At 44.0% G+C, this 17,126-nt stretch carries 18 protein-coding genes and 1 tRNA gene; all 19 read left to right on the plus strand.

Features of this window, described 5'->3' with window-relative positions; all coding sequences use genetic code 11:
- The first annotated feature begins 24 nt into the window (after window positions 1-24).
- The 19 genes from HNP82_RS15480 (at window position 25) to spoIIE (ending at window position 16,988) form a co-directional block, all read left to right on the plus strand.
- Window positions 25-546 (plus strand): hypothetical protein, encoded by a 522-nt coding sequence (locus HNP82_RS15480; RefSeq protein ID WP_183776195.1) that lies wholly within the window; start codon window positions 25-27, stop codon window positions 544-546.
- 123 nt (window positions 547-669) lie between these two features.
- The gene (locus HNP82_RS15485; protein WP_183776196.1) at window positions 670-2,274 is read left to right on the plus strand and encodes a substrate-binding and vWA domain-containing protein; all 1,605 of its coding nucleotides are present in this window, start codon (window positions 670-672) and stop codon (window positions 2,272-2,274) included.
- 24 nt (window positions 2,275-2,298) lie between these two features.
- Window positions 2,299-2,898, plus strand: coding sequence for a 5-bromo-4-chloroindolyl phosphate hydrolysis family protein (locus HNP82_RS15490; RefSeq protein ID WP_183776197.1), 600 nt, complete (start codon window positions 2,299-2,301; stop codon window positions 2,896-2,898).
- A gap of 4 nt (window positions 2,899-2,902) precedes the next feature.
- A complete protein-coding gene (locus tag HNP82_RS15495) occupies window positions 2,903-3,967 on the plus strand; it encodes a hypothetical protein (protein ID WP_183776198.1) in 1,065 nt (354 codons plus the stop codon).
- Window positions 3,968-3,978: 11 nt separating this feature from the next.
- Entirely contained in the window at window positions 3,979-4,689 is a 711-nt protein-coding gene (locus HNP82_RS15500) for a toxic anion resistance protein (RefSeq protein WP_183776199.1), read from the plus strand.
- Between the two features lie 13 nt (window positions 4,690-4,702).
- Entirely contained in the window at window positions 4,703-5,341 is a 639-nt protein-coding gene (locus tag HNP82_RS15505) for a hypothetical protein (RefSeq protein WP_183776200.1), read from the plus strand.
- Between the two features lie 84 nt (window positions 5,342-5,425).
- Entirely contained in the window at window positions 5,426-5,974 is a 549-nt protein-coding gene (spoVT, locus tag HNP82_RS15510) for a stage V sporulation protein T (protein ID WP_279288930.1), read from the plus strand.
- A gap of 340 nt (window positions 5,975-6,314) precedes the next feature.
- A complete protein-coding gene (locus HNP82_RS15515; protein WP_183776202.1) occupies window positions 6,315-7,043 on the plus strand; it encodes a LytR/AlgR family response regulator transcription factor in 729 nt (242 codons plus the stop codon).
- 3 nt (window positions 7,044-7,046) lie between these two features.
- Window positions 7,047-8,120: a GHKL domain-containing protein gene (locus HNP82_RS18505; protein ID WP_183776204.1), complete on the plus strand. Its 1,074-nt coding sequence runs from the start codon at window positions 7,047-7,049 to the stop codon at window positions 8,118-8,120.
- Window positions 8,121-8,744: 624 nt separating this feature from the next.
- Window positions 8,745-9,551, plus strand: a complete 807-nt coding sequence (locus HNP82_RS15525; RefSeq protein WP_183776205.1) for a hypothetical protein — start codon at window positions 8,745-8,747, stop codon at window positions 9,549-9,551.
- Window positions 9,552-9,564: 13 nt separating this feature from the next.
- Window positions 9,565-10,137, plus strand: a complete 573-nt coding sequence (locus HNP82_RS15530) for a hypothetical protein (RefSeq protein WP_183776206.1) — start codon at window positions 9,565-9,567, stop codon at window positions 10,135-10,137.
- A 478-nt stretch (window positions 10,138-10,615) separates the two neighbouring features.
- Window positions 10,616-11,392 carry a nucleoside triphosphate pyrophosphohydrolase gene (gene mazG, locus HNP82_RS15535; protein ID WP_183776207.1) on the plus strand — a complete coding sequence of 259 codons (777 nt, stop codon included), beginning with the start codon at window positions 10,616-10,618 and terminating at the stop codon, window positions 11,390-11,392.
- 56 nt (window positions 11,393-11,448) lie between these two features.
- Window positions 11,449-11,724: an HU family DNA-binding protein gene (locus tag HNP82_RS15540; protein WP_183776209.1), complete on the plus strand. Its 276-nt coding sequence runs from the start codon at window positions 11,449-11,451 to the stop codon at window positions 11,722-11,724.
- Between the two features lie 138 nt (window positions 11,725-11,862).
- Window positions 11,863-12,102, plus strand: coding sequence for an RNA-binding S4 domain-containing protein (locus tag HNP82_RS15545; RefSeq protein WP_183776210.1), 240 nt, complete (start codon window positions 11,863-11,865; stop codon window positions 12,100-12,102).
- Between the two features lie 76 nt (window positions 12,103-12,178).
- Window positions 12,179-12,463, plus strand: a complete 285-nt coding sequence (gene yabP / locus HNP82_RS15550) for a sporulation protein YabP (RefSeq protein WP_183776212.1) — start codon at window positions 12,179-12,181, stop codon at window positions 12,461-12,463.
- Entirely contained in the window at window positions 12,464-12,937 is a 474-nt protein-coding gene (gene yabQ, locus HNP82_RS15555; protein ID WP_183776213.1) for a spore cortex biosynthesis protein YabQ, read from the plus strand. It abuts the gene before it with no gap.
- A gap of 42 nt (window positions 12,938-12,979) precedes the next feature.
- Window positions 12,980-13,318 carry an FtsB family cell division protein gene (locus HNP82_RS15560; protein ID WP_183776215.1) on the plus strand — a complete coding sequence of 113 codons (339 nt, stop codon included), beginning with the start codon at window positions 12,980-12,982 and terminating at the stop codon, window positions 13,316-13,318.
- Between the two features lie 278 nt (window positions 13,319-13,596).
- Window positions 13,597-13,670, plus strand: a tRNA-Met gene (locus HNP82_RS15565).
- A gap of 1,014 nt (window positions 13,671-14,684) precedes the next feature.
- A complete protein-coding gene (gene spoIIE / locus HNP82_RS15570; RefSeq protein ID WP_183776217.1) occupies window positions 14,685-16,988 on the plus strand; it encodes a stage II sporulation protein E in 2,304 nt (767 codons plus the stop codon).
- Window positions 16,989-17,126 lie beyond the last annotated feature (138 nt).

Raw genomic sequence — 17,126 nt, forward strand, 5'->3', positions numbered from 1 at the left:
GGTGATTAAACATTGGAGGTATGAATGATGGGAAAAATCTTAAAACAGGCGGGACTGATGTTTATGGTTCTGGCCTTTATGGCATTTTTAGGGGCCTGTTCGGGAAATGACGCCCAGAGCGGGGCACCGGATCAGTCCGTTCAATCTCAGGACATTCAGGCCCAGAGCGGCCTACAAGATGCCGGTAACGGAACTAACGCTTCGGACGGCGGGGAAATGGTTGTGGAGTTTAACGCCCAGGACTATGCGGCAACACTGTGCAGCGGGGATCTGTCAAGTCTTATGGAATTATACAGCTATACCGATGAAATGACCGCCCAACTGGAATCCACAGGCGGGCTGGAAGCTTACCAGACCCGGTTGCAGGCCAATGGAGAGTTTCAGGGAGCCGGGGAACCCCAGGTGTCTCAGTCAGATGGCGGCACATCCTATAGCGTACCCTGTCGGTTTTCCGGTCAGGAGGTTAATGTCATCGTTAGTGTGGACAGCGACGGGAAGATTGCGGATATCAGCATTGCCGGGGATGGCGGAGAAAACAACGGATAATTGGAAAAGGGAGATATCTGCGCCAGGAGACTGCTACATCTAAATTTTACCCTGGTTTTACAGAAATTTATCAATGGATGAAATAAAGTACAGTAAAATAATGATACTAAGGAGGAAAGTCCTATGAAAAAAGGATGGCTTTGGATCATTATTTTCACTGTGCTTTTTTTATTTTCTTCATGCGGGCCGGACGCTGCCGGCGAGACGGCAGATGGAAACAGCCAGGTGTTTGACCATGGAGGAAATGTGACGCTGCGTATCCTGTCCGGATCGGAAAACCGGGAGCTTTCACAGATTCTGGATGATTTTGCCCGGACACAGGATATTAATATTGTTATGGATTATAAAGGCTCCCTGGACATTATGAGGGAACTGGAAAACGGAGCCGCAGGGTACGACGCCGTATGGCCGGCCAGCAGTTTATGGATTAGCGTGGGAGATACCCAACATCTGGTCAAACATGCTCAGTCCGTTTCTATAACACCTGTAGTTTTCGGTATCCGTGAAAGTCTGGCTAAGGATCTGGGATTTACAGAGAGGGAAGTGTCTGTGTCGGATATTCTGGAGGCCGTGTCCGGGGGGAAACTGGAATTTTGTATGACGTCAGCGACTCAGTCCAATTCCGGGTGCTGCGCCTATATCGGCTTTTTGTATGCTCTTCTTGGCAATCCTGATGTGATCACCTCCGAAGCGCTTGCCGATCCAGGCCTGGCACAATCCATGACCAGCCTTCTCTCAGGGGTAGACCGGTCTTCCGGAAGTTCAGACTGGCTGAAGGATATGTTCCTTGAGGGGGATTATGACGCAATGGTCAACTATGAATGCCTGATCATCAGCGCTAACCAGGAACTTGAAGCCAGGGGAGAGGAGCCTTTATATGTGGTCTATCCCTACGACGGCCTTTCCATCGCTGATTCTCCATTAGGCTATATTGATAACGGAGACAGCCGCAAGGAGGAAGCATTTTTAAGTCTTCAGGATTATCTGTTGTCTGATGACGTTCAGAATCAGATACAAAAGACCGGGCGGCGCACCGGATACGAGGGTGTATCTCAGGAAAACGCCGATGTGTTTCGCTCTGACTGGGGCATTCAGCCGGACCGGCTGCTGTCGCCCATACGAATGCCGTCATCAGAGGTTCTGTTTGAATGTCTGAACCTGTATCAGACCCAGTTTAGAAAACCTTCCCTCACTGTTTATTGCCTGGATTATTCCGGAAGTATGAGCGGCGAGGGGGAAAATCAGCTTGAGGAGGCCATGGCACAGATCCTTATTCAGGATAACGCGGCCCAGAACTTTCTCCAGGCGTCCTCCGGTGAGATCAATATCCTTATTCCGTTTGACAGTAATGTGCGGGAGACTTATATGGCTTCAGGAAACGGACAGGAGATCGAACTGCTTTATGATGATGTTGTCAATGAGGAAACCGGAGGCGGAACAAATATGTACAAAGCTGCTGAAACAGCCCTGGAAGTGCTGTCCCAGTATGATTTATCCCAGTATACGCCGGCGGTTATTCTCCTCACCGACGGTATGTCTAACGGAAGTTTTGATGATTTTCGCCGGGCCTATGAGGAGGCCGGCATGGATGTGCCGGTATTTTCCATTATGTTTGGGGACGCGGACCCGGATCAGCTTGACGACCTGGCCGATTTTACCAATGCCAGGGTGTTTGACGGCAGAGAGGATCTGATCGGGGCTTTCCGTTCCGTAAAAGGATATAACTAAACTCTGGGAATGGAGGAAATGAAGGTGAAATTTTATGATATCCTTGCTGCGGTTCTGTCAGGAATTTTATTTCTCGTTCTGTTCCTTGGACTGGGGTGGAATCTCTTTGTCGCCATTTTGCTGGCGGTGGGAATTTATTTTGCTCTGTCCCTGCTTTTGAGACCGAGGAAAAAGATCGGCGGCGTGGATGTGGAACTGCTGTCCGGCGGCGAGGCTATCAGCGCTCAGCTTGAGGATGCCAGAAAGGATCTTAGGGATATCCGGCGGTCGGCGGAGACTGCGGTGAGCCCGGAAATCCGCCAGGGAGCCTTTAAACTGGCACAGACAGGGGAAAATATCATTGCCTGCCTGGAAAAAGATGTGGATAAAATATCCGTGGCCCGGAGGTTTCTTAATTATTATCTGGATACGGCGGTGGATATTTTAAACAAATACTGTGAACTTCAGCAGAGCCGGGCGCCGAGAAAAGAGATGGAGGCGCTGACACAAAAGTCCATTCAGGCCCTGAATATGCTAAATGAAGCTTTTGAGCGGCAGCACAGCCGGCTGATCCAGGGGGATCTGATGGATATCGAGAGCGATATTGAGCTTCTTAAAAAAACTTTAAAGATGGAGGAGCTGTAAAAATTTGAAATCAAAAATAACAGGACTGGTGATCCTGGCGGCCATCATTGCCGCTGCGTGTATCTATTATTTCGGTTTTGCTTCACGGCCCCAGACGGTGACTATCAACGGCTATCTTGGCGGAGAAAAAACCGGACTTTTGGAGGATGAACAGGTTCAGGAAATCCTTGAGGACAAATATCATATACATATAGATTATTTCCGGGCAGGGTCCCTGGAAATGGTGGAGGCAGATCTTACGGGGCGGGATTATCTGTTCCCGTCAAGCCCTGTGGCCCTGGAACTTTACAGGGAGACGGTGGGCGAGCCGGTGCGGACAGAGGTAATCTTTAATACGCCCATTGTTTTATATACATACACTCCGGTGGCCCAGGCCATGGAGCAGGCCGGTTATATATCAGATTTGGGAGGCGGGGCCAGGGGGGTGGATCTTAAACTCCTGGCGGAAGATATACTTGCGGGGAAGCAGTGGTCAGACATTGGCCTGGATAGCCTGTACGGCGCCATGACCATATCGACAACCGATCCGGTGAAGTCAAATTCGGGAAATATGTTTGCAGGGCTTCTGGCCAATGTTCTTTCCCCGGGCGGCGTGGCGGATGTGGAAAATATTGACCAGATCCTGCCAAAACTTGTGGATATTTTTGAAAAATCCGGATATATGGAGTCCTCATCTTCAGATCTGTTTAACCAGTTTTTAAGGACCGGCATGGGCGCCCGGCCCATTATGGCCGGATACGAAAGCCAGATCCTGGAATTTGCTTCCCAGAACCCGGATGACTGGGAAATATTAAAAGATGAGATTGTTGTTCTTTATCCTGTGCCTACGGTATGGGCCGCCCATCCTTATATTGCCCTGGACGAGGCGGGAGCCTTGGGAATCGACGCACTGATGGACGAGGAAGTTCAGGCTATTGCCTGGGAATGCCACGGGTTCCGTACAGGAATCCTGTCAGCATCGGCGGATATTTCCAGGTTTGATGTTGACGGACTGCAGAGCAGTGTGACCCAGGCGGTGTCCATGCCGGATTATGATGTTATGGCGCGGATTATTGAGGCACTTTCTTAGAGGTGATATATATGGCTGATGTGACATTGGCGGATCTGATGAAAAAAAGAGAGGAAAATCTGGATTCCCGGAAGGAAGAGCGCATTGAAAAGATCCGGGAGAAAATTGATCTGACAGACAAGTCCGCTATCTCTTTGTATGGCAGCGGCGTAGAAATGGAAATCGCGGACCTGTCCAATATGGTTTTAAAGTATACTAAAGAAAATTCCGTGGATGATTCCAGGGAACTTATGGAAAAGCTGCTTGAGATCATAGGTTCGGCGGAGGGAATAGACAGAGGTTCCTTTGAGAAGCTCAGGACTCAGGTGGAAAGTATGGAAGCAGGACTGGAAAAAAGCAGTATGGCTTTGTTGAAGTATTTGGACATTCTGGAAAGACTGTACGAGAAAAATAAGGAATACGATCAATATCTGGAATTATATATTTTGGCGGGGGAGCAGGAGGAAAAACATATTGAAGAAAAACTGCTTCCGGCGCTGAAAGCGGAGGCGCGGACACTGGGCAGCGGACAGGCGGCCCTGGCTGTCCGGGATTATGAGAGCGCTCTCGGACAATTTGAAGGGCGCATAAATGATCTTAAAATCAGCAAAGCTATGGCTGCTCAGACAGGAGCCCAGATATCTCTTCTTCAAGAAGGCGTGCGCCTTCTGTGGGAAAAGATCCGGGAACTTCTTGATCAGACATTGCCTCTGTGGAAAAAACAGATGGCGTTAAACAGATGAAAGAGGTGGATAAATGATGAGTGAACAGGAGAAAATACTTCATGGAAAATCAGAAAAATTAAGGCTGGGACAGTGGCTTTTGCTGCTTTACGTGGCGGTGGCTTTTGTTTTAGTTCTTGCCGCCCTGGCTGTACATACACTGACCCAGAGCGGCGGTATTGTCCAGGTATATTTGTTTTTACCGGCAGCCGCAGGGCTGTCCGCGGTACTTATCGGAGGAGGTATCCTCTTTTTGGGCGAGGGCGTGAAAGCTGTCCGCTCTCCTGGATTGGCTCATATCCGTCACCTTCCCAGGGGCTTTTCTGTGGTATGTTACCTGGCCTGTGGGGCGGCTGCTCTGGCCTTTGGCGTTTTTTTGCTGATCACAACAGTGGCGGCGCCTCTGGGGGATATTGCCTATTTAAACCGCCCGGAAATTGTGGAATTATCCCAGGTGGAGCTGGAACTGGACAACTGGAGCGATGCCACCAACGTGTCTATGAAGGGCATAGCAGATGATGGCCGGGATTACGAATTTAATGTGGGAGACAAAGTTTATGAGCAGTGGACAGCCCTGGAAAGCAGCGGCGGTGCAGAGACAAAAAATGGGGCGAGGATTTCTTATCTTCCCTACACCCGGACAGTGGTGGGCGTAGAATTGTGGGAAGAATGATCATTTTTAAAAGTATAAATTCCTTCATCTGACAAATAATACATCTATGAGAACCTGAAAAAAGTCTAATGGAGGAATTTGAATATGAAAGCAACTGGAATTGTGAGACGTATTGACGATCTCGGCCGGGTGGTCGTGCCTAAAGAAATCCGCCGAACATTAAGAATCCGTGAAGGCGACCCCCTGGAAATTTTTACCGACAGGGAGGGCGAGATCATTTTAAAAAAATATTCGCCTATCGGAGAGCTTGGCGCTTTTGCCAAACAGTATGCTGACGCCCTGGCCCAGAGCTGCGGCCATATTGTCAGCATTACAGACAGGGATCACCATATCGCAGTGTCCGGTGCGGCGAGAAAAGAGCTTTTGGGCCAGCCGGTGGGGCCTGCCCTGGAAAATCTCATTAATCAGAGGGAGACCCGGTGCTGTGTGGCGGGAGATCGTGATTTTATTCCCATCAGCACACAGGAAAAGGAGAGTTTTACCGCTCAGATGGTGTGTCCTATTATTACCGAAGGGGACGCGGTTGGCGCGGTGATTATTACCAGCCGGACGGAAAATGTGAAGATGGGCGAGGTGGAGCAGAAACTGGCTCTGGCTGCTGCCGGTTTTCTTGGACGTCAACTGGAACAGTAATGGGCTGCTGCAGCAGCCAATGTTTTTGCCTTTTTCCGCGCTATACAATTTTCAGGGTTTGATGTATATCCCTTTTTCGACAGTTTATAGAAGAAAAAATCGCTGTATTCCTTGTATTTACTGGGTTACAGCGATTTTTTTCGTTGTTGCGGACTATAGTAATTTATCCCTTTCTCTCCCTTTTCTTCTGGATTGTTCTCATTTAATTTTTCATTATAATTTTACGAAAAAAATTGTTGATATAATCGAAACTTAATGGCTAAAGTACTTTTTTATATTGCTCTTTTAAAGTAATGAATTATACTTTAAGAAGAAGATTTATTAAAAGTGGGAGTTGTTTATGAAAATAGTAATCTGTGACGATAATGCGGTGTTTGGAAAAGATTTGGTACTTCAGTTAAAAGCGGCCTTTATGAGAAAGGGCTATTCTATCGAAATAAAAAGTTATAATGATCCAAAAGATCTTATAGAAGCGGAAGATGTGAATGTAAACGCCTACTTTCTTGATATTGAAATGCCGGGAATGGATGGCATTGAGTTGGCGGATTTTTTAAAGCAACAAAAAGACAGTGAGTTCATTTTTGTAAGTGTACATGATGATATGCTGAGACAGACAATGAAGGTCAAACCGGTTGCATTTGTCCGCAAAGCGTTTTTGGAAGAAGATATTAATGAGGCTGTAGACAATTTCCTTAAAGAATATGCGCGGAAAAAGAAAACCATTGCTTTACAAGACGGAAAGCAATTACTGACATTTTGTATTAATGATATTATTTATTTTTATAGTGAGCGGGATTATGTAGTACTGTGTTTAGAGAGTGGAAAGACAGAACAGTCCGTCCGTCAGAAATTAGACGCTGTTGAAAAACAGATGAGTGGCTTTGATTTTCTTCGGATACATAATCGCTATTTAATCAATATGAGAAAAATAGTAAGACTACATCATTTTAAAGGGCAGAAAGCCCATGAAATTGAAATGTCCAATGGAAAAATATTACCAGTGAGCAAACGGTATGTTGATTCCGTTAAAATGAGAATATTTGATTGGTTTCGCAGAGTGGATACTTAGGAGGTGATTTTTATTATTCAAAATATTATGAGTATTATAGAATCATTTATTATAGTCATTTTTATGTTTTTATTCAATGAAGGCAGACGAAAAACATTTATAAACTTTATAGGTATATTATTGGCATGGGGACTGCTTACCATTAATGTTGCATTAACAACCTATAACAAAATTTTCAGTGAATATACGTTTTTGATTGATATTATCATTTTGCTTCTATATGCCGGAATCTTTCTTAAATTTCGATGGTATTTATTTTTAATCAGTATTGTATTTTGGAATGTTCTTTTAATTGCCGCGAATATGATTGGACTGGAGATTGCTCATCTTTGTTTTAAGGAAGACTATTCCACACTTATTGGAACTAACAATATTCATACCTGTCTGACATTGATTTTTTGTAAAATTCTATGGATCGCTTTATTGTTTATCTCATGGCCATTAAAAAAAGTCCTGAAAAAGAATAAACTCTCTTATATTGAAATAATATCTTTAATTGGTATGGGAACTATAACAGTTATATTTGTAGCTTTTTTACTCCTGTTAATACAAAACCAGCAGTTTTCTTTATTTGACAGCATCTTTAAGATAGTTTTCTTTGTTTTTATTCTGGATGGTATTATCTTTGGACTTTTGGCCCTGCTTATTCAGCAAAAGAATAAAATACGGGAAGCTAACTATTTAAACCAGTATGTTGAACATCAAAAGGATCTTTACCGGGAATTATTAAAAAATGTAGATTATTTAAAGAAGCAAAAGCATAATGTAATTAATGCATTGCTCGCATTAAATACATTAATTGAGCAAAAAGAATATGATTCTTTAAAAAGTGCCATCGACCAAACGATAACTATGCTTTCTGGTACTAAAGAACTTTCATCATCGAATGAAAATAATATGTGGATGGCTCTGATTGATTATAAACGACAATACGCACGGGAACATAATATTATGTTTAATGATAACATAGAATACGGCAATTATACGACAATAAGAGGCATTGATCTATGTGTTATTTTAGGGAATTTGATTGATAATGCCATTGAAGCGGAAGAAAAGGAGAAAGTGCTACCTTGAAAGTGTGTAGAGAGTCGTTTTCGTATATATTCGAAATTATTGTCAGTAGTTCAGTCATCAGTGACGGCGAAATGGTTTATGTCTGTATGAAGATCACTCTGTTCCGTCTCTGATGAAGTGCGCGCCTGGCAATGAACATAGGAGCAGCATAAGCTGCGGGTAAAGTGTATGCGAGACTTTGCGAATGGCATAGGCTGAACGGTGACAATTATAGGGGTGATGCCAATGGGTTATTGATTAAAATTATTTTATAGTGAAAATGTTTTAATCTGTCGCAGAAAGTATGTAATTTAAAAATGGAGGGATATAATGAATAAAATCTCATGAAGATTTGTACTTTTGTTATAAACGATCTATATGTGAAGTTATCATGAGACACCACATTTGTTATTTTTACTCGCCTCGATAATGTAAAAGTTTTAACAAAATATTCATGAATGTTTATGAATAGAAGTTATATAAACGCTGTGATAAAATTAAGGATAACAAAAGTAAAAAGACACTAAAAGAATTTTGGGAGGAATTCCAATGTGGAGGCAAATTTTATTATAAAAATCACAGAACGGGTTAAATGTAATATTTGGTAAACATAGTTTATCACATTATCTACTAGGAGGATTGAATATGAAAGTATTAAAGCGAATAGTTACACCGTGCTTATCTTCCATTTTGGTATTAATGATATTCTTTAATTTTAATCTGGAATGCTTTGCATATGATTTTGATGGTACAACAGATACATATGAAGAAATCTCAAGTGAGGAAATTTCAGATAACCTACTTGTATATTTAGATTCTTTAAATATTGATACACAAGCCATAGAAAAAATTCAACTCAGCACTCCGGTTCAAACTCGCCAACTCGGCAGCTCAGAAAATAAACTTTTTATTACAACTGGAAATGATCAAGAAAAGCATATTTATGTTCTTCAGAATCTTCAAGAAAAAAATGGTATTATCGAGCCATGTGAAGTTATAAAAAAAGTTAGTACAAGAGCATCAGGGAGTGACCAGTGGACGCCTTCAGGGACAGGTGTAACCTTAGTTAATATGGCATCTTATAATATATACCAAAATGGTAAGGATGTTGTTAATGTCTACTATAATCCGTATTCTTTGATAACTTATTATAGAATTAATAGTGGTTCTTATGTTGTGAAATCTTTTACAACTGAGTTTACTTCAATCGGAGAAGTAACAACATATCCTGGATTTGTAGGATTAGGATATAATAGTGCCCATGTAATAAGTTTGAGCCAAAGCGCTCCCATTGAATATAATATGTATTCACGAATATCTTATTTCTCCAGTGGCCCAACACAATTATTAAGAATAGTTGCGCCTAGTACATCACATACAATGAGCATAGACTCCAATATAGTTATTAATAATACACTGTATATGGATTCATATTATATACCTGGTTTTTAGAGGAGCTAAGAATATGAAATATATTGTAGCTTTGCTGACGGTGATAGTTTTATGTATGTCATCCTGTAATAACCATCCTTCAGAAATTACGTTAGATCATATTTTTGATTCCTGTTGGAATGGAAGCCCCGAGGATGTATTTGAATTGATTGGCATTACCGAGCAGGATTTTTCCTGTACAGACATGGGAAGTGACTCCCTCGGGAATACTGTTATCCATTATGAATCAAAAGAACCCTGCGTTACTGTCAGAAACCAACCGGCCACGTTGATTCTTGAATTTTCAGATGAACAGATGGTTTTATGTGGCGCTCAGATATTCTATTCACTGGAGGAAGATAAAAAAGCATACGAACTTATTTATAATTGCACAGCGCAGTATGATAAACTTTATGAAAAAGATTCCACAAGTCCTTTAGTGGAAAGTTTCCGAGGAGAACAGGATTATGAAAAATTTTCGGAAGACAGTCGTTTAAATCCCAATATGCAACAGGAATGGTTGTGCGGTAATGATTCCCGTTTATATGTGTCTTATGGAAAAAATGCATCCGCTGTACGTGTCTTGATTTTCTATATGCCCATCTGATCAAATAAAATCAATAATAAACTTATTAACCAAGTAGTCTTATTGACTACATCATTATGATACCAGGTAGTGTAAAGCGAATTATGAAAAAATCGACCCCTTTCCTTGGTGCTGACCGATTCTATTTTACTTATGGAAACCCTGACAAGGCTGAATTTAACGGGCTTTCAGCCCAGCCTTGACTAGATTCCCGACATAAAATTTTGGCCTCCCAAGCCAAAGAAAGGGAATGTAAAAGGCTCATAGACCCAGCCTTCCGGGCATGGATATGGGACTGCCGGTATGGGCGTATTTTATTCTTGTTTTCGGCGGTGAGATGGGAGTGACGGCGGCAGTGGGAGGTGCTGTTTTTTGGCTGACCGGGGGAATCTGTTCACACCCTATACAATTGTCTGGGGCTGATGTATAATCTATAGGAAATGTCATAATAATTTTGATTATGACGTTTCCTGCTCAGGTATTGAAAGGATGTGAAACAATGGACAATCATGAAAACAAATATACCTATGAGGATCTTCTTAACGTGATAGCCCGCCTGCGGGGGCCGGACGGATGCCCGTGGGATAAACAGCAGACCCACGAAAGTTTAAGGAAATGTATGATCGAGGAAGCTTACGAAACGGTTGAGGCTATTAATCTTAAAGACGATGATAATCTTAAAGAAGAGCTGGGGGACGTGCTGCTCCAGGTGGTCATGCATGCCCGGATCGCCGGCGAGGCAGGCAGGTTTGATATGACCGATGTTGTGGACGGCGTCACAAGGAAGATGATTCGCCGTCATCCCCATATTTTTGGAAATGGGAATGTACAGACGCCGGAGGCGGTGGCCGGCGGCTGGGAAGCTATTAAGCGGCAGGAGAAAAATGAAACCTCCCCGGTTGAGGGAATCCGCAGAGTGCCCCGGGCGCTTCCGGCCAATCTCAGAGCTGAGAAAGTGTTGAAGAAAGCTGCCGCGGCAGGGTACAATTTTCCCTCACAAAAAGATGTGGAAGATCGGGTGGATCGTGATTTTAAAAGGCTTGGGGAAGTGCTGGCAGGCCATGAAGATCTCCGGCCGGAGGACGTTTTGGGGTGTTTGCTATTTGACCTGATCAATTTATCCCGTTTTTTAGATGTAAATATGGAAAATAGCTTGACAAATGTTATAGAAAAGTTTATAAATAGACTTGAAAGTGTTGAAAGCCTTGAAAACAGGGAGGATTCAGCAACTTTTAATGTGAACCCGCAGCTCATGAAGGCTTTGTGGGATCTGTAAAAAGGACGATCGCGCAGCGTATGCGGATACCAATAAGTTTAGGAGGATTTTATACTATGAACAAAGCAGAATTAATCGCAGCTATGGCTGAGAAAGCAGAGTTATCCAAAAAAGATTCCGAGAAAGCGTTAAAAGCATTCATCGACGTGGTAACAGAAGAATTAGTAAAAGGTGAAAAGATTCAGTTAGTTGGATTCGGTACATTTGAAGTTTCTGAAAGACCGGCAAGAGAGGGCAGAAATCCTCAGACAGGCGAGACTATGGAGATCAAAGCTTCCAAGGCTCCAAAATTCAAAGCGGGCAAAGCATTAAAAGACGTTATCAACGCATAAGAAACATTGATGATCAGATTATAACAGATACCGGGTGCTGGCGACGAAACCAGCACCCGATTTTGTTATGGGCTGTTTTACGGGCATGGGAAACCGGTAAGATTCCCGGCCAGATGTTTGTGAAAGGGGAAAAGGAAAGTGAGACTGGATAAATTTTTAAAAGTATCCCGGCTGATCAAGCGGCGGACTATTGCTAATGAAGCTTGTGACGCAGGGCGGGTCATGGTCAACGGCAAAGTGGCTAAGGCGTCAGCTAATGTAAAACCGGGGGATGTTATTGAGATCGGTTTTGGGACCCGCAGCGTCAGGGCGGAAGTTTTGTCGGTGGCGGAGACTTCCAAAAAGGAGGAGGCAAAAGAGTTATTCCGCTATCTGTAAAGGCAGCAAGGTAGCATTTTTCCTGAGAAACTGGCATATAATTAAATAAACCGGTGTGCTTTAGGAGAGTGTTATTATGGAAGAACGTCCTGGGACGCAAAGCCATACTCTTGTGCTGAAGAACAGAAAAAAAATCCAGCTTACAGGCGTCAGTGATGTTATATCTTTTGACAGCGCCCAGATCCTTTTGGAGACATCTTCAGGGATGCTTATGGTCAAAGGCGATCAGCTTCATATGAGCCGTCTGACCGTAGAGAACGGCGAAGTCAACGTCGAAGGAAAAGTGGACAGCCTGATTTATTCCGATACCCACAAAGCGTCAAAACAGGCGGGAAAGATCATAGGAAGGCTTTTTAAATAGATGTTTCTGGGCGATTCCTATGTGAGCATGGCTGTACATACACAGCTTGGACTGTTTTTGACGGCAATCGTGTGGGGAGCCGGCGTGGCGCTGGCCTACGATGGACTTAGGACTCTGCGTAGAGTCATGCCCACCCCGGCGTGGCTATATGCCGCGGAGGATCTTCTGTTCTGGATCGTGGAAGCACTGATGATTTTCCGTTTAATGTTCAAATATGATGACGGGGCCATACGCAGTTATACGATGTTTGGTATGATTCTGGGTATGGCCCTTTATTTATGGATTTTTGGAAGCTGGCTGTCCAGGATCGCGGGGAAAATTCTGGGATTCTTCCTGGATAAAGTAAAAAAATGCCTGATATTTGCCGGACGATTATTGAAAATACTGTCAAGACCTTTAAAAAGGCTGGGGAAAATGTTAAAAAAGAAGGAATTAATAGCCAAATCAGTTGAAAAAGAGGTAAAAAAGGGGTAGAATAGGAATAGTCAAATATCCGATGAATAAATAGGTGATCTAATGGCAAAAACATCAAACCATAAAAAGATAGAAAAAAAGGCGCCGCGCAGAAAGGCGCGAGGCGGCATGATCATGATCACAGGAGTTGTCCTTGTCCTGTGTTTTATTATCACTTACAGCAGCTTCGGCCTGAGATCCCAGCTCCGCGAGAATGCCGCTGTGGAGGCAGATCTGGAAGCTCAGATCAGTGAGCAGGAAGAAGTTTCCCAGGATCTTGAAAGAGAGAGCGAGTATATTCGCTCCGATGATTATATTGAAGAACTTGCGCGGGAACGTCTCGGACTTGTCCATGACAATGAGATCGTGTTCCAGAAACAGGACGAAACCAGCGCGCAGTGATAAAGATAGCTGAACGGAAAGCAAGCAACAGTTCAGGCCGTCCCATTACTGATGGCTGGTTACTGTTCACTGGCAAGCCAGTAAACAGCAACATTCGCAGGCTTATTTAAAGTTTTGCTTCGCAAAAGAAGCCTGCGAACGCCTGAATCACGTTCTTACGCAGCCAGACAGCAAGTGTCTGGCTGCTGTGTGAACAGTAACGATGGCTGAACTGAAAAAAATAAAAATTACCTGTTGACATTTATAAGATCATCAGGTATAATAACTTTCGTTGGTGTGGCGGAATAGCTCAGTTGGCTAGAGCACACGGTTCATACCCGTGGTGTCGCTGGTTCAAATCCAGTTTCCGCTACTGCAAAAAAGACGCAGCATTTGGTTGCGTCTTTTTGCGTTAGTTATGGCCAAAAAATTTCAGGCATATTGTTTTTTCAGACGACATATGCTATAATGCCAGTAGGCTAAGAGATATAAGAATATCCATTGCAAACACAAACGAAAACCCCAGTGTTGCAGCACTGGGGTTTTCTATTCCATTTTTTGGCGGCTTAGACCATAGGCTGGTTGCCTACTTTTTATTGTTGTCCAACCATTTGCAGATGAGATGGCTAATCACACCTGCCGCGACAGCAATAATAAAAGATATAAGAGCTTCCATTTGCAAACACCCCCTTTCTGTTACCAGATTCGGGGAGGCAACATAGGCATTATAGCATTCTTATTTATCAATTTCCAGTATTTCAAAATTTTCATTATGCCATAGCGAATTTCCGGCATATTGTTTTTTCAGACGGCATATGCTATGATGCCGGGATGAAGGATGAATCTTCACATATCTAAATTCAACAGCGCAGAATCATTCTATATCTGTAAATCTTTTGTAAAAGCTAATAGAGCCACATCTTCCATGATTGTCCGCAAACTTGGAACTTTAGAATGGCTGTTTGTTGAGCTTGGCCCGGTCTGATCTTTATGCAGGCATAAATCATCCCGCCCTGCGACGGATGGCTGAAGGGAAAAGTAAGCAACAGTTCAGCCCGCGCCATTCGCAAAGCCGCGCTGCCGCGCTGACCCGCGGCTAACGCCGCTCCTTTGCTCATAATCAGGCGCTCAACACATCCGTCATAGGGCGGTCTGATCTTTATGCAGGCATAAATCATCCCGCCCTATGACGGATGGCTGAACTGTTGCTATAAAATATTAAGCGCTTCTTAAACAGGTTTAATTTCTTAAAAAACCGAAAAAATCCCCTTGAATAAGACATTATGCCGAAAGGTTTTTATTTTTTTATGCCAGAATATGACAGACAAATCCAATGAGGAACGCTATAATGGGTGGCACCAACAAGGGAAAGTCAGGAGGCTCGTCAATGAGAAAATTGGATTTCAGAAACGTGGTCATTGCTGTTGTTGGAGCGGTGATCAATCGTTCGGTCCTACTGATGATGAATCCTTTCGGTATTGCTTATTTTGCCTGCGCGTATATGTACAAGCCAGGCCGGCTTCTTGTGGCGGCTGCTTCGGCGGTGGGTATGGCCACAGCAATGCCGCCGGGGATTTTATTGAAATACATTGGTGTGATCCTTGGGATTGCCGCTGCGGTAAAAGTGCTTGAAATGAGGAAGAAGGCGCTGACGCCGCTGAAAATGGCTTTAATATGCGGAATATTCATAACCATTGCCGGTTTTGCCTATTCCGTCGGGCTTAACGGGCTGGAACGGGCGAATGTGGGGCAGCTCGCCCTTATCTCCTCATTAGAGGGAGTTGTCTCCTTTGCCATGGTTTTTGTGTTTGACCGGGCTATAAGGATCTTTTTGTTTCACAAAAATGACCGACTGCTGTCCAATGAAGATCAGATCGGTCTTGGGATAACCATCGCCCTGTGTGTGTTCGCTTTCCGTAATTTCCTCATGAACACCCACTCTGTTTTTGAAACACTCATATTGTTTGTGATTTTGTATATCGGTTACTGTTATGGCGCCGGAGGTGGTGCTATTGCCGGGGCATGTATTGGTAGCGTTATGGCGTACCAGCAAAGCGATGTGAGTCTGCCGGGATTTATGGCTATGATCGGGATTCTGGCAGGAGCTTTCAGGGAAAAGGGAAGGCTGGCCAGCGGACTTACATTTATGGCCGGTGTAATTCTCACAGGATATCTTGGTGTCCCCTGGCTTCTGGATACTGCCAGTATCCAGGGAGTGATTGCCGCAGTGCTTGTTTTCCTGCTCCTTCCGGAGGGGCTGATCGCGAGAAGAAAAAACGCCCTTCCCTCTGTGGAAAGTCCGGATGCTCCATCTGGCCAGGAGTTGACAAAAAGCCGTTTGAAAGGTTTTTCAGAGTCCTTTAAAAAACTGGCGGATACGTTTAACGCGGGCGTATCTCCCAGAAGCTGTCTGTCCCAGGAAGAAATGGACGCCGCCTTTGATGAGCTGACACGGAATGTGTGCGGCAAGTGCAGCCGGTGTGATTATTGCTGGGAAAAAGAATATTATGAGACATATAATGCCGCTTCAAATATATTGGACTATTATTCTAAAAATGGGGACATGGCCAGAAGTGAGCTGCCTTTGTCCTTTAAAAAAAGATGTATCAATATTGATAGGTTTTTAAATGAAACCTCCCGGGTGATGGAGGTGGCCAAATTAAATTTAAACTGGCGCAACCGTATGATGGAAAGCCGGCTGGCAATTGCGGGACAACTGGGCGAGGTGGCCGAAATTATTGAGGATTTTTCTCAGGAGCTGGATGCGGATGTTGTGGTGGACCGTCCGGAGATCGCCGCGCTGCGTCAGAGGCTGGCTTTAAGCAAAGTCAATGTAAAAAGCCTGACGGTAGCCAGAAAGCCCAATAACAGGCAAAGTATCTATATGGTGGCAAAAATGCGCCGGGGACGGTGTATGACCGCTAAAGAGATATGCGGTCTGATCAGGGAAGTATTTGGTAAAGAGTTTATTCTGGCAAAGGGGTGTCGTATGGTGATTTCTAAAGAATTTAACACATATGAATTTGTTGAGGGTATCCATTTAAAGACAATTGAAGGTGTGGCCTGTGCGGTGAAAAATCAGGAAGAAGTTTCCGGAGACAGCTATATGTTTATGCCTTTGTCCGGAGGGCAGATGATCATGTCTTTATCTGACGGTATGGGTTCGGGAAAGCTGGCAAGCGAAGACAGTGAATATATTATTGATCTTCTGGAACAGCTCCTGGATACAGGCTTTGGAAAACAATCCGCTGTGCGTTTGATTAATTCTCTGATGTTTCTCAGATCAGATCAAAAAGCATTCTCTACTATAGATATCAGTATATTGGATCTCTATTCCGGAATCTGCGAATTTGTCAAGGCGGGGGCTTCGACCACCTATATAAAACATAAGACAGGAGTTGAAGCCATACGGTCAGAAACGCTCCCGGTGGGAGCGTTTACCCAGGCGGATTATGAGGGAACATCCAGGCATATGGAGGATGGGGATATGATTATAATGATCACCGATGGGATCATTAATCAGATCGAGGGGGAGGACAAGGAGGAAACGCTAGGGGAATATATCCGCCAGTTGGATGGCGTCAGCCCCCAGGAGACGGCCAACGCCATTTTAAAATATGCCATGGCAGAGAGCAAGTATGCCATCAATGACGATATGACAGTGCTGACCTGCGGCGTGTATAAATCTTAACGTGGTGTAACAGTTCAGGCATCAGGGATGGCGCGGGCTGAGTAGAGGATCTTCCATGCCTGCTTGTAAAATCCGGCGCTGGTATGCTATAATGTGAATATTTCCAGATGTGGGATGTTATCATTAGAGTATACCGGC

The organism is Catenibacillus scindens (genome assembly GCF_014202115.1).
In the GTDB taxonomy this organism is placed as follows: Bacteria; Bacillota; Clostridia; order Lachnospirales; family Lachnospiraceae; genus Catenibacillus; species Catenibacillus scindens.

Bases quoted from the DNA above. Each gene is read 5' to 3' on its own strand.
- HNP82_RS15480 (WP_183776195.1), top strand. From the start codon at position 25: ATGATGGGAAAAATCTTAAAACAGGCGGGACTGATGTTTATGGTTCTG.
- HNP82_RS15485 (WP_183776196.1), top strand. From the start codon at position 670: ATGAAAAAAGGATGGCTTTGGATCATTATTTTCACTGTGCTTTTTTTA.
- HNP82_RS15500 (WP_183776199.1), top strand. From the start codon at position 3,979: ATGGCTGATGTGACATTGGCGGATCTGATGAAAAAAAGAGAGGAAAAT.
- HNP82_RS15505 (WP_183776200.1), top strand. From the start codon at position 4,703: ATGATGAGTGAACAGGAGAAAATACTTCATGGAAAATCAGAAAAATTA.
- spoVT (WP_279288930.1), top strand. From the start codon at position 5,426: ATGAAAGCAACTGGAATTGTGAGACGTATTGACGATCTCGGCCGGGTG.
- HNP82_RS15515 (WP_183776202.1), top strand. From the start codon at position 6,315: ATGAAAATAGTAATCTGTGACGATAATGCGGTGTTTGGAAAAGATTTG.
- HNP82_RS15525 (WP_183776205.1), top strand. From the start codon at position 8,745: ATGAAAGTATTAAAGCGAATAGTTACACCGTGCTTATCTTCCATTTTG.
- HNP82_RS15530 (WP_183776206.1), top strand. From the start codon at position 9,565: ATGAAATATATTGTAGCTTTGCTGACGGTGATAGTTTTATGTATGTCA.
- mazG (WP_183776207.1), top strand. From the start codon at position 10,616: ATGGACAATCATGAAAACAAATATACCTATGAGGATCTTCTTAACGTG.
- HNP82_RS15540 (WP_183776209.1), top strand. From the start codon at position 11,449: ATGAACAAAGCAGAATTAATCGCAGCTATGGCTGAGAAAGCAGAGTTA.
- yabP (WP_183776212.1), top strand. From the start codon at position 12,179: ATGGAAGAACGTCCTGGGACGCAAAGCCATACTCTTGTGCTGAAGAAC.
- yabQ (WP_183776213.1), top strand. From the start codon at position 12,464: ATGTTTCTGGGCGATTCCTATGTGAGCATGGCTGTACATACACAGCTT.
- HNP82_RS15560 (WP_183776215.1), top strand. From the start codon at position 12,980: ATGGCAAAAACATCAAACCATAAAAAGATAGAAAAAAAGGCGCCGCGC.
- spoIIE (WP_183776217.1), top strand. From the start codon at position 14,685: ATGAGAAAATTGGATTTCAGAAACGTGGTCATTGCTGTTGTTGGAGCG.